Here is a 12,824-nt window from a genome sequence, read left to right on the forward strand (position 1 = left end):
TTTGAAGTAGGGCAGGTTTCTACGAATTATATGAAAGCGGTAGTTGATTTGGTTGGTGTTATGTGTCGCAATCCCTTTTGAAGTAGGGCAGGTTTCTACGAAAAAAACAAAATAGGAGGGGGTGGCTATGAATGAGTCGCAATCCCTTTTGAAGTAGGGCAGGTTTCTACACTATACGGATTTAGATGTCCCAAGAATTTTCTACGACTGGGGTCGCAATCCCTTTTGAAGTAGGGCAGGTTTCTACAATGGTGAAAAAGACAAAAGTTGAAGTGATAATTAGGGATGGTGTCGCAATCCCTTTTGAAGTAGGGCAGGTTTCTACATAAGGGGGTTGGAGATGGAAAAGAGAGTACTAAAAGGGTCGCAATCCCTTTTGAAGTAGGGCAGGTTTCTACTTATAAGGGGGTGTGAAAATGATGGAAAAGGTAAAAGTTGTCGCAATCCCTTTTGAAGTAGGGCAGGTTTCTACTTACTGGGGATAATGCATTATGGAAACGGAAAACTAAAGTGTCGCAATCCCTTTTGAAGTAGGGCAGGTTTCTACGCCACGCCCCACGCCTCTAAATTTCCACGAAATATTCCTGTCGCAATCCCTTTTGAAGTAGGGCAGGTTTCTACATAAGGAGGTAGAAAATGTTTAAGTTGGGTGAATTCGTCGCAATCCCTTTTGAAGTAGGGCAGGTTTCTACCTACTAAAGGGATAGAGAATGGACATATCTATTTCAACTACGGTCGCAATCCCTTTTGAAGTAGGGCAGGTTTCTACAAGTTTTCGGATTCGAACCAGAGAAAGTGAGCTGGTTAGCTTGTCGCAATCCCTTTTGAAGTAGGGCAGGTTTCTACATGAAAGAAGCACAAGAGCGTGGAGAGATTTGTATTGAAGTCGCAATCCCTTTTGAAGTAGGGCAGGTTTCTACCATACCCAAACCCATGCCCTAACCTATGTCCACCCAAATGTCGCAATCCCTTTTGAAGTAGGGCAGGTTTCTACACTTACCCCTTGAAACCCTGATAAAATCTAACTTTTTTAAGTTTAGTATAAAACTAAATTTTTAAAAATGACCCTTTGAAACCCTGATGAAATCTATGCTTGACAGCCTGGGATAACAAAAATTTTTTACATAAAATCAATAACTTACAAGGATACTTTTTGGCAATTTCAATTGCAAATGAGACTCAATAAAATACCTCTAAAAACACCCTTCTCTATGTCGCATAAAATCTTATTTGTAGGGAAGGGCAAAAAATGTTTATTTGTTTACCAAATATACTTACACACACCCTTGAAAAAGTTATGCTGGCCCCTTAAAGCTCAAGATTGCCCCTGCCCTGTAGCCTATTCTCTTGTCAAAGACCTAAGATATATTAAAAACTATAATCTAAAACAAAATTTTTACAAGATAAATAGTTTAAAAATATAATTTTGAAAAGTAGGGAGGGGTTTAGAGTCTAATTTGTAATGGTTGTGATGAGCCCGCGTGGTTAAATAAAAATGTGAAAAAATAATTCCCTTGAAACTAAAGAAAAATGCCCGGGGCCGGACTCGAACCGGCACGGGGCGGAAACCCCAGTGGATTTTAAGTCCACAGCGTCTACCAATTCCGCCACCCGGGCGGAAAACCCGTATACTTTTGTAAATATTACTCTAAAAATCTGGTTTATCAAGAGGTTCTCACCTTGTTTTTTGCCAGAAAATGTTTTAAAATTTTATCGTACTTAAGCCATGTTAAAAGAACTTAGTATTAGAAATTTGGTGTTGATAGACGAAATCTCGCTTAACTTTGATAAAGGGTTTACTGTTTTTACTGGAGAAACAGGGGCAGGAAAATCTTTAGTGATAAAGGCAATAAGGCTCCTTTTAGGAGATCGGTTTAGTCAAGACTATCTGAAACCAGGGGCTAAAGAAGGAGAGGTAGAAGCCCTTATCTGGGGAGGCGATTTTCTATATCAAAGATTAAAAGACTTAGGATATCAAGAAACAGATGAGGTGCATATCCTCAGGGTTTTTTCTCCAAAAAAACAGAGAGTTTTTATTAACGGAGAACCAGCTTCTTTAACAGACCTTAGCTACCTAATCAAAGATTTAATCCTTCTTACCAGTCAGCACGAATTTTACACCCTTATTGATCCCGAAAAACAGTTAGAGCTTTTAGATGAGTTTGCTGATTCATTTAGTCTTTTGAAGGCTTATAGAGAGGCCTTAGCTCGTTATAAAGAAATTTCTTCTCAAGTTTTGGCTTTAGAAAAAAAACTTGAGGATCTCTCCGTTAAAAAAGATTTTTTACTTTTCCAGATAAAAGAGCTTGAAGACCTAAAACCCGATCCTGAGGAAGAAGAACAACTTAGAGAGGAAAGAGAAAAACTTAAAAACCTTACGTTTTTAAAAGAACAGTTAGACTTGACATCAAAAAGTTTAGAAGAGACTACCTCAAACCTTTATCAGGCTTTATCTTCTTTAGAAAAAATAAGTAGTTTGGATAGAGTTTTTAAGATTTATGCTGAAAAAACCTCAGGGTTTTATTATGAAATTAAAGAGATTTTAAGAGAAATATACACCTATTCCAGAGGGCTTCCTGAAGATAGTTCCCTTTTAGACCAAATAGAAACAAGGCTTTCTCAATACGAAAAATTAAAAAAGAAATATCAGCGAGACACCAGAGGCTTGCAAAAGTTATTAGAGGAACTCAAAAGTGAGTTAAACCTTCTTGAGTTTGGGAGAGAGGATTATGAGGATTTAAAGAAAAAGCAAGAAATAGTTTTAGAAGAAGTCTTAAGCTTAGCTAAAGATTTGTCGTTGAAAAGAAAAGAGGGATCTTTAGCCCTAACTAAATTATTAAAAGAAGAGCTAAAAGAACTTGGGATGGAAAAGGTTGAATTTTTGATAGAGGTTAACTCTAAAGCACCTGAAGGAAGTAACCTTGGTTCTTATGGGCTTGATGAGGTGAGATTTCTTTTTTCATCTAATCCAGGGATCCCTCCAAAACCTCTTGAAAAGGTAGCTTCAGGAGGAGAACTTTCTCGTATTTTTCTGGCTATTCAATCAATCATCCAGACCAAACAGACACCTAAAACAGTAATTTTTGACGAGGTAGACGTGGGTATAGGTGGGATTACCGCGAAAAAAGTAGGTGAAAAACTTAAAAAACTTTCGGAAAATACGCAGGTACTTTGTATTACCCATCTTCCTCAAATAGCAGCCATGGCAGATCATCACTTTTTGGTAGAAAAGTACTCAGATCTTGGAGAAACCAAAGCGGTGGTTAGACCTCTTGAGAAAGAAGAAAGGCTTAAAGAGATCGCAAGAATGTTAGGGCAACCTGAAAACCTTGAGTTAGCTCAGCAGTTTTTAAGGGAAAGTTCTTAGATGGGAAAGGCTCTTTTGTTATTTTCAGACGGGCTTGACAGCCTTCTTGCTGGCTTTGTTTTGAAGACTCAAGGGATAAAGGTTATACCTGTTAAATTTATTACCCCTTTTTTTGGTTGGAAATACAAAAAAAATCCTGAGATTTTTTATCAAAAGAGTTTAGAGCTGGGGTTTGAAAAAGGATTGGTTTTAGACATTACGGAAGAATATCTTCAGATTTTAAAAAAACCAAGATATGGGTATGGAGATTTTGCTAACCCTTGTTTAGACTGTAAAATTTTGATGGTTAGACTTGCTAAAACCTTACTTTCTGAACTTGGGGCTGATTTTATAGCCACTGGAGAGGTAGTAGGACAAAGGCCTATGAGCCAGAATCGACAGGCCTTAGAGACTATAGAAAGAGATGCAGAGGTAAAGGGAATACTGCTTAGACCTTTATCTGCCAAACTTTTGGAACCTACTATCCCTGAAAGGGAAGGTTTAGTAGACAGGGAAAAACTTTTAGACCTTCAAGGTAGACAAAGAAAACCACAGCTTGAGCTGGCTAAAAAATGGGGGATAAAGGAGATACCAACACCTGCTGGAGGGTGTTTATTGACAGACCCTCAGATAGGCTCAAGGGTGTTGAAAGTTTTGAAAGAAAAAAGACTTCTCACCTATAAAACCGCTCAACTTCTTTGCTTGGGAAGACATTTTTTAGAGGAAAACCTTTGGGTTATCCTTGGTAGAAACCAAGAGGAAAATCAGACAATCCAGGAGATAGTCGAAAAAGAGTTTCCTCTTTATATGCTTAGTCAAAGTTCTCCTGTTGCCTGTGTGGTTGAAGGAAATCCTCCTGTAGAGTTTATTAGAGAACTTCTATTAAAATATGCACCTAAAGCAAGAAAAAGGTTGGCTGAGGGAGAAGCCGTAGAATGTATAAAACTGTAGTGCTACTTACGGATTTTGGTATCAAAGACCATTATGTAGGGGTAGTTAAGGGAAAAATATTACAAGAACTTAATAGAAAAGGAGTGAACATAACAAGTCTTCAGTTTATAGACCTTTGTCATGAAATACCACCTCAAGATGTAAAACAAGCATCCCTTATGTTGTTTTTTTCTTATCGTTATTTTCCTGAAGGCACTGTTTTCCTCTGTGTGGTTGACCCAGGGGTAGGTACAGAAAGAAAGGCTTTAGTGGTTAAAACCGATAAATATTTTTTTGTAGGGCCTGATAACGGGATTTTTTCATTAATCTATCAGACAGAAAAGTGTATTCCCTATGAGATAGAGGTTTCTAAAGTTTTACGTCCTCCTTATAGCAAGACTTTTCATGGAAGAGATCTCTTTGCTCCGGTTGTATCTTTTTTGTTAGCAGAGGAACCGTTAGAGAGTTTTAGCCAAAAAATCTCTATGGATACTTTAGTTAAGCTTGAGTTTAAACCTCCTCAAAAAACCGAAAAGGGATTAAAATTAGCTATTTGGTATGTGGATCAGTTTGGCAACTTGATTACTAACTTTAGTCAAGAGCTACTTAAGGCAAAGAACAAGCCTTTTAAAATTTTGGTTAACCATCGGGAAGTTCCTTTGGTCAAGACCTATGGTGGGGCCAAGAAAGGGGAGTTGGTAGCTTTGTTTGGGAGTGAAGGATTGTTGGAAATAGCTATAAATCAAGGGTCAGCAAAAGAGGTTTTAGGGGAACCTGAAATAGAAATTATTTTTGAAAACGAGGGAGTTTAATTATGAAGGTGTATTTTATAGGAATTGGTGGTATAGGGATGTGTGGAGTAGCTGGACTTTTAAAACAGTCTGGGTATGAAGTTTTTGGTTCAGAAAAAGGAGAAATTTATCCTCCTGCTTCAGACATTTTAAAAAATTTAGGAATAAAGGTTCTACCTTTTGATCCAGAAAACATAGTTAAAATAAAACCTGACTGTGTGATCGTAGGAAATTCGGTAAAGGCTAACCATCCAGAGCTTTTGAAAGCCCAGAAGTTAAACCTTCCGTTGTACTCTTTCCCTCAATTTCTCGAAAAGAATTGGTTTAATGGGAAAAAAGTATTGGTGTGTGCAGGAACCCATGGGAAATCAACCACCACCGCGCTTCTAAGTTATTTAATGAAAAGAGGTGGCTATTCTCCTTCTTTTTTGGTAGGAGGGGTGTTGAGGGATGAAGAGAAAAATTTCGGTTATGGTGAAGGGGAATGGATGGTGATAGAAGGAGATGAATATCCCTCTGCCTCTTTTGATAGAGTGCCTAAGTTTTTTCATTATAAGCCCTATGCAGTTATTTTGACAAGCTTAGAATATGACCATGCAGACGTATATTCTAATCTGGAGGCTTTAAAAAAGGTTTTTATAGATATGATAGAGCTTTTACCTGAAGATGGTTTGTTGGTGTATAACGGGGATGATATAAACCTTAATGAGGTTGTTAGCAAAGCAAACCTTAAAGCTAAAGCCGTCAGTTATGGGAAAGGAGAGGCAAATGATTTTAGGTTGCTTAAAGTTGATAGTTTTTTAGATAATCAAGGGTTTATGTCTATTTTTGAGTTTAGTCAGGCTTATAAAAAAGAGGCTTTTCAAGTAAGCTTGGTAGGAGAATATAACGTGTTAAACACCTTAGGGGTGATAGCCTTGCTAAAAGGGTTAGACCTTTTTAACGAGGACATAGAAGAGGGATTAAAAACCTTCCCAGGGATAAAAAGAAGACAAGAGATAATCTATAGGGATAAAGACCTTGTGGTAGTAGATGATTTTGCTCATCATCCTACAGCCGTAAGATTAACTGTAGGTGAGCTTAAAAAAGCGATAAAGCCTGAGCTTACTGTAATATTTTTTGAACCCAGGACCAACTCAAGTAAGCGCAAAATTTTTCAACAGGATTATGTAGAAAGTTTAAGTATAGCAGATGTGGTTTACCTTAAAACACCTGCAGGTATAGAAAACGTTCCTTCAGAGGATAGAATAGACCTTGATAGGATGGTAGAAGAGATTAAACTTAAAGGTAAAAAGGCTTTTAAGCTTACTGAGGAATTTTTCTCCTATCCACGGTTTGAATGGCTAAACTATCCGGGAAAAAAGCTGGTAATATTTATGTCTAGTGCTTACATGGAAAGAGAAATAAAAGGTTTTTTAGCCCAACTCTCTTGATGACTCTAGCAGAAGTTTCTATATTTTTTACCAAAGATAGTATCGAAAAAATTAGACATCCTACCGTTGTGTCTGAATGTGAGAGAGTAGATTTTGAGTTTAAGCACAAAGTAGTTTATTACAATTCAAGATTTCTAAAAGAATTTATCTATCTTCTTAAAGATGACGAAATAATCTTTTTAGAAGAACTTTTTGGTCCGGTTTTTGACACGTTTGGGTTGACTTTTTTTACTTTTGAAAATAACTTTTATTACCTGTTCAACCTACCTATCAATCCTAACTATACGATACACGTATTTATTCAGGAAAAAGACTGGTTTAGGTTCCCATACTGGATTAATACTGAAAGGCTTGCCAGTTTAGGAAAGATGGCAGGAGAGATTTCTCATGAGCTTAAGAATCCTTTAAGTGGTATTCTTTTGTATGCCAGTATGTTAAAAGAGGAAATAGGAGAGGTTCCTACTTATCAAACATGGATCGATAGGATTATTAATCTGACCGAACGATGTAGAAACATTATCAACGGACTTTTAGCTTTTGGTAGGCCAGAGGAAGAAAAGAGAGAATGGGTAGACTTAAACCTTAGTGTTAAAAAAGTGTATGAACTACTTTCTGAGTATCCTATGTTTAAAAACGTAACTTTTACGTTTAAACTACAAAAAAACCTACCTAAGGTATATGTTAGTCAAAAGCAGATAGAACAGGTGTTTTTTAATCTTTTTATCAACGCAGCCCAGGCGATGAAAGGAAAGGGAGAAATTATTGTAGAAACCTCTGTCAAATATGATACGGTTATCATAAAGGTAAAAGACACCGGTCCAGGTATACCTCCAGAAATTATGCCTTTTATTTTTGATCCCTTTTTTACTACTAAAGAAAAAGGTGAGGCTACAGGTCTAGGCCTTTCTATTTGTTATGGTATCATTAAAAATCATGGAGGTAGGATCAATGTTTATAACCTGAAAGAAGGAGGGGCTTGTTTTGAGATCCTTTTTCCCTTACCAACCAGGGAGACCTTGAGAGAAGATGCGATATAAAGGAAGGATTTTAGTGGTAGACGATGAAATAGATATAAGAGAAGGATTGTCTATCTTTTTTCAAAAAGAAGGTTATCAGGTAGATAACGCTGAAAATAAGAAAGAAGCTCTGGAACATTTTTCTAAGAAAGAATACGATGTAGTTTTTTTGGACCTAAAACTTCCCGATGGAAATGGTTTGGACCTTTTAAAAGAGTTTTTAGAGATAAACTATGAAAGCCAGATTATCGTTATTTCTGCCTATGGTAACATAGAGACAGCTGTTTCTGCTATCAAGATGGGGGCTTTTGATTTTTTAGAAAAGCCCTTTTCAGTCTATCAGGCTAAGGTAGCGGTTGAAAAAGCTATAGAGAAAAAAAAGCTTCTCTTAGAAAACCTTTATCTTAAACTAAGCCTGAAAGAAAAAGAAGAAAAGATAAACTTTGTAGGAGAAGACCCAAAGATAAAACAAATTCTTGAAAAGGCTAAAATCATCGCTTCTACCGACTGCACCGTTCTTATTACTGGTGAGTCAGGTACAGGTAAAGGGCTTTTAGCCAAAAAAATTCACGAAATGGATTTAGTTTATAAGGGCCCTTTTGTATGCGTAGACTGCGGGGCGGTAGTGCCAACTCTTTTTGAAAGTGAGCTTTTTGGACATGCTAAAGGCGCTTTTACCGGAGCTCAGCAAGCTAAGATAGGAAAAATAGAGTTTGCTCAAGGTGGAGTGCTTTTTCTTGACGAAATAGCCAATATTCCTTTAGACCTTCAAGCCAAACTTCTAAAAGTGGTAGAGGAAAAGGAATTTTCTCCTGTAGGTAGTTTAAAGGTGATAAAAGCCAACGTAAGAATCATAGCCGCAACCAACAAAGACCTAAAAGAAGAGGTTAAAAAGGGAACTTTTAGAGAAGACCTTTACTATCGTTTAAACGTGGTAAACCTTCACTTGCCTCCTTTAAGGGAACGAAAAGGAGATATATTACTTTTGGCTAACTATTTCTTAAAATACTTTTGTGAAAAATATAAAAAGCCTATGAAAATTTTCTCTCCTAAAGTTTTATCGCTTTTTATGGATTATCACTGGCCAGGAAACATAAGGGAACTTAAAAACTTAATAGAAAGATTGGTTATTTTTTCTACCAAAGAGGAAATCACAGAAAAAGATTTGCTTTTAGCAGAATTTGAGCCTCTGGTTAAAGAAAAAAGGACAGAAGAATTAACAAAAGAATTGGTTACTTCAAATGGGGAAGAGATCGTTCCTGTAGAAGAGATAGAAAAGCAGTATATAATTAAAGTTCTTAAGCAGCTTAACTGGAACAAAAGTTTAGCCGCTAAAAAATTAGGGATAGACAGAAAAACCCTAACCCTTAAGCTTAAAAAATGGGGATATGATAAACAACTGTTTTAGGTCATTGGTTATGTGAAATATTTCTCTTAACCTTAAAAATATTTATTTTTAAACTATTTTAGTTATTATTTAAATTTTTAAAATAGGAGGAGATTTATGGAGCTTGAGATTCAGAGAGCTATTGTAAAGTATGGAATGGAGGACCTTTACGAGTACAGTGAGGTAGACACACTAATAGTAGGAGCAGGGCCTTCAGGTCTTACTTGTGCTAAATATTTAGCTGAAAAGGGCTACAAGGTAGCGGTTTATGAAAAAAGGTTGTCTTTTGGTGGTGGGATTGGTGGTGGAGGTAACATGATACCTAAGATTGTGGTTCAGGAAGAAGTATTACCTATAGTAGAAGATTTTAAAATAAAGTATCAAAAGGCAGATAAAGGATTATATGTAGTTGATCCTCCAGAACTTATAGCTAAACTGGCTACAGGAGCTTTAGATGCAGGCGCCAAATTTTTTCTTGGGGTTTATGTAGAAGATGTAATCGTTAGAGATAATCCACCTAAGGTTTGTGGGGTTTTATGGAAATGGACGGCTATAGAGATGGCAGGATTGCATGTAGACCCACTTTTTACTTCTTCAAAAGCTTTGGTTGACGCCTCTGGTCATGGGGCAGAAATAGTCCAGATCGCTGCTGAGAAAAATCCAGATTTAAACATTTTTATCAAAGGAGAAAGGTCAAACTGGAGCGAAGTCTCTGAAAGATTGGTGGTAGAACATACAGGTAAGGTGGCAGAGGGTCTATATGTTACAGGGATTGCTGTTTGTGAAATTTTTGGTTTACCAAGGATGGGACCGATTTTTGGCGGTATGCTTATGAGTGGTAAAAAAATTGCAGAGGTTATAGCAGCTGACCTCTCTAAAAAAACATAAAATTTCAAGGAGATACAAATACAAAATATACGATAAATATACATAGGGGGTTCGATGCCCCCTAAGTTTTTATCAATCTGATTGTTGTGTTAAGCTTTCTTTTAAGGTTTTAGCTATTTTTAGGTTAAACCCAGGAAGTTTGGCGATTTTTTCTAAATGAGCTTGTCTTAAGTCTTCTAAACTTTTAAAATTCGAAAGGAGAATTTCTTTACGTTTAGGTCCTATCCCTTTGATTTTATCTAAATAGCCTGATAAATCTTGTTCTCGTTTTTTCTTTTCAGCAAAGGTTTGGGCAAACCTGTGGGCTTCTTCCATTACCCTTCCGATAAAATGAAAAACCTCTTTATACTTAGGTAAAAACACAGGATTTTTCCTCCCCGGGATATAAACTTTTTCTGGTTGTCTCTTTTTGTTTTTAGCTACAGCTCTTACTTCTAAGTCTGTTATGTTAAGGTCTTCGAGCACCCTTAAAGCAGTTTCTAAGTGGCCTTTTCCTCCATCTATCAAAAATAGGTCTGGTAGAGTCCCTTCTTCTAACCCTCGTTTTAATCTTCTGTATAAAACTTCATAAAGCATTGAATAGTCATCTCTACCGGCTTCTTTGATATTATACCTTCGATAAAAACTTTTATCTGGCTCTCCTTCAAAAAAACATACGGTTGCCCCAACTTTAGCTTCTCCATAAAACTGCGAAAGGTCTATAGCTTCTATTCGTTGAGGTTCCTTAGAAAGCTTTAGAACTTTTTTAATCTCTTCTGAAAGGCCTGCATACCATGGTTTCTCTCTTCTTTTTTCTGAAAGGATATATTCCTGCAAATTTTTAAAGGCAATTTGCTTTAAGACAACAAATTCTTCTGAATCAGGATGTATTAACAGTTTTATCTTATATCCTGCATTTTCTGTTAAGATTTCTTCTAAGCTTTCTATTTCCTCTATTTCTTGTGGGAGATAAATTTCTGGAGGGATAATCTTTCCGTCAAGATAAAACTGGAGTAAAACTTCTTTTAAGGCTGAACCTTCAAGAGGGGTTTTAACATCAAAGGTCTGAAACCCATATAGATAACCATGTCTGATAAAAAGGACGATAAAGTATTCTTTGTTTTCTGTTTTTTGGTTTAACCAAAAGTCTAAGTCTACAGGTTCTTGCAAGACAACAGCTTGCTTTTCCAAAATGTTTTCAAGGTCTTTTAATCTATCTCTTAAAAAGGCTGCTCTTTCAAATTCTAAGTTTTCGGCAAGTCTTTCTATTTCTTCCCGTATCTTTATAGCTAGCTTTTTCCCTCCCCCTTGAAAGAATTCTATCACTCCGTTTACTAATTTTTGATATTCTTCCCTAGAAATAGGTTTAACACAAGGAGCCAAACATTTTTTGATTTGATAGTACACACAGGGAGTTTTTCTCCTTTTCATTTCTGAGAGACTGCATTTTCTTAGGGGAAAGATATTAGAAAGAAGCTTTAATACCTCTCTTAGCCCACGAGTAGAGGTAAAGGGTCCAAAATACAGGGCTTTATCTCCCTTTTTTCTCCTCCGAACAATCTGTAAAGAGGGATATTCTTCTTGTAAACCCAACCTTAAAAGAGGATAATTTTTATCATCCTTTAAAAGGACGTTATATTTAGGGCGGTATTTTTTGATAAAATTAGCTTCAAGTAAAAGAGCTTCTTTTTCTGTTTGAGTAAGGAAATATTCTAAATTTTCGGCAGTTTCTACTAACCGTTGAATTTTAGGAGAAAGAAGAGGCCCTTTTACGTAGTAAAATAACCTGTTTTTTAGGTTTTTAGCTTTTCCTACGTAAAGGACCTCTCCTTTTTCACCTTTAAAAAGATAGACCCCTGGAGATTCCGGGATTTCTTTCAGGTTTATCTTTAGCATTTTTCATGTTAAAGTTCTACTCCTTCTTCGGTATACTTAGCCACTAAATCTCCAACCTCAGTAGTAGAATAACCCATCTGTCCAGCAGCCATACTTTTTAAATGGTCCCTACACACCTTAATAACTGCATTTTCTATGGCTTTGGCCGCTTCTTCTTCTCCAAGGTGTTCTAACATCATCATACCTGCACAAATGGCAGCCAAGGGGTTAATTACGTTTTTTCCTGTATATTTAGGGGCAGAACCACCGATGGGCTCGAACATAGAAACTCCGTTTGGGTTGATGTTTCCTCCAGCAGCAATACCCATACCACCTTGTATCATAGCTCCAAGGTCGGTAATGATATCACCAAACATGTTATCTGTAACGATTACGTCAAACCATTCAGGATTTTTTACAAACCACATACAGGTGGCATCTACATGGGCATAGTCTTTTTCTATGTCAGGATATTCCTGTCCTACCTCTTGGAATACTCTATACCACAGGTCAAAGGCATAGGTTAAAACATTGGTTTTTCCCACCAAAGTAACCTTTTTCTTTTTGTTCCTTTTTCTACAATATTCAAAGGCAAACCTGATGCACCTTTCTACCCCATATCTGGTGTTTATAGATTCCTGTATAGCCACTTCATAGGGAGTACCTTTTCTTAAAAAGCCACCTCCTCCTGCATAAAGTCCCTCTGTATTTTCTCTAATTACTACAAAATCTATGTCCTCTGGACCTTTGTCTTTTATAGGAGTCCAAACTCCTGGATAAAGTTTTACCGGTCTAAGGTTGATATACTGGTCAAGCTCAAACCTGATCCTTAATAAAATCTCTTTCTCAAGAATTCCAGGTTTCACCTCAGGATGACCTATTGCTCCTAAGTAAATAGCATCATGTTTTTTAAGCTCTTCAATCCCACCTTCCGGTATAGTTTCTCCGGTTTTAAGATATCTTTCCCCTCCCCAGTCAAAGAAGGTCCAATTAAATTTTATGTTAAACCTCCTGCCTGCAGCTTCTAAAACTTTTATACCCTCTCTTATGACCTCAGGGCCTGTTCCATCTCCAGGAATGACGGCTATTTTGTAAACCTTTTTTACTTCTTGTACTTCTTGTACTTCTTGAGAAGCTTGTTTTTTCCTTTTACAAGTTCCGCTTTTTTTAGACATTTTA

9 protein-coding genes, 1 tRNA gene and 1 CRISPR repeat array are annotated in these 12,824 nt (G+C 36.7%); of the genes, 7 read left to right on the forward strand and 3 right to left on the reverse strand.

The window, feature by feature from the left end; translation table 11 throughout:
* The first annotated feature begins 64 nt into the window (after nucleotides 1-64).
* Nucleotides 65-994: a CRISPR direct-repeat array (repeat unit 35 nt; unit sequence GTCGCAATCCCTTTTGAAGTAGGGCAGGTTTCTAC).
* A gap of 537 nt (nucleotides 995-1,531) precedes the next feature.
* Nucleotides 1,532-1,617, reverse strand: a tRNA-Leu gene (locus PWP26_RS02565).
* Nucleotides 1,618-1,726: 109 nt separating this feature from the next.
* Between PWP26_RS02565 and recN the strand changes: the two genes are divergently transcribed.
* From recN to PWP26_RS02600, 7 genes are all read left to right on the forward strand, one after another.
* Nucleotides 1,727-3,367, forward strand: coding sequence for a DNA repair protein RecN (gene recN / locus PWP26_RS02570; protein ID WP_301398905.1), 1,641 nt, complete (start codon nucleotides 1,727-1,729; stop codon nucleotides 3,365-3,367).
* The gene (locus PWP26_RS02575; RefSeq protein WP_301398906.1) at nucleotides 3,368-4,297 is read left to right on the forward strand and encodes a hypothetical protein; all 930 of its coding nucleotides are present in this window, start codon (nucleotides 3,368-3,370) and stop codon (nucleotides 4,295-4,297) included. It begins immediately after the preceding gene.
* The gene (locus tag PWP26_RS02580) at nucleotides 4,282-5,088 is read left to right on the forward strand and encodes an S-adenosyl-l-methionine hydroxide adenosyltransferase family protein (RefSeq protein WP_301398907.1); all 807 of its coding nucleotides are present in this window, start codon (nucleotides 4,282-4,284) and stop codon (nucleotides 5,086-5,088) included. Before PWP26_RS02575 ends, PWP26_RS02580 begins: the two co-directional genes overlap by 16 nt.
* 2 nt (nucleotides 5,089-5,090) lie before the next feature.
* Nucleotides 5,091-6,500, forward strand: a complete 1,410-nt coding sequence (locus PWP26_RS02585; protein ID WP_301398908.1) for a UDP-N-acetylmuramate--L-alanine ligase — start codon at nucleotides 5,091-5,093, stop codon at nucleotides 6,498-6,500.
* Nucleotides 6,500-7,537: a sensor histidine kinase gene (locus tag PWP26_RS02590; RefSeq protein WP_301398909.1), complete on the forward strand. Its 1,038-nt coding sequence runs from the start codon at nucleotides 6,500-6,502 to the stop codon at nucleotides 7,535-7,537. The genes PWP26_RS02585 and PWP26_RS02590 overlap by 1 nt, the downstream gene beginning before the upstream one ends.
* On the forward strand, nucleotides 7,527-8,924 hold the full coding sequence (locus PWP26_RS02595) for a sigma-54 dependent transcriptional regulator (RefSeq protein WP_022855019.1): 1,398 nt from the start codon (nucleotides 7,527-7,529) through the stop codon (nucleotides 8,922-8,924). Before PWP26_RS02590 ends, PWP26_RS02595 begins: the two co-directional genes overlap by 11 nt.
* A gap of 96 nt (nucleotides 8,925-9,020) precedes the next feature.
* Entirely contained in the window at nucleotides 9,021-9,791 is a 771-nt protein-coding gene (locus tag PWP26_RS02600; RefSeq protein WP_038060031.1) for a sulfide-dependent adenosine diphosphate thiazole synthase, read from the forward strand.
* Nucleotides 9,792-9,863: 72 nt separating this feature from the next.
* On the opposite strand, the gene uvrC is transcribed toward PWP26_RS02600, so the two are convergent.
* Both uvrC and PWP26_RS02610 read right to left on the reverse strand, forming a co-directional pair.
* A complete protein-coding gene (gene uvrC, locus PWP26_RS02605; protein ID WP_301398910.1) occupies nucleotides 9,864-11,666 on the reverse strand; it encodes an excinuclease ABC subunit UvrC in 1,803 nt (600 codons plus the stop codon).
* Between the two features lie 8 nt (nucleotides 11,667-11,674).
* Nucleotides 11,675-12,820: a 3-isopropylmalate dehydrogenase gene (locus tag PWP26_RS02610; RefSeq protein WP_144241955.1), complete on the reverse strand. Its 1,146-nt coding sequence runs from the start codon at nucleotides 12,818-12,820 to the stop codon at nucleotides 11,675-11,677.
* Nucleotides 12,821-12,824: the final 4 nt, after the last annotated feature.

The organism is Thermodesulfobacterium sp., assembly GCF_030445475.1.
In the GTDB taxonomy this organism is placed as follows: domain Bacteria; phylum Desulfobacterota; class Thermodesulfobacteria; order Thermodesulfobacteriales; family Thermodesulfobacteriaceae; genus Thermodesulfobacterium; species Thermodesulfobacterium commune.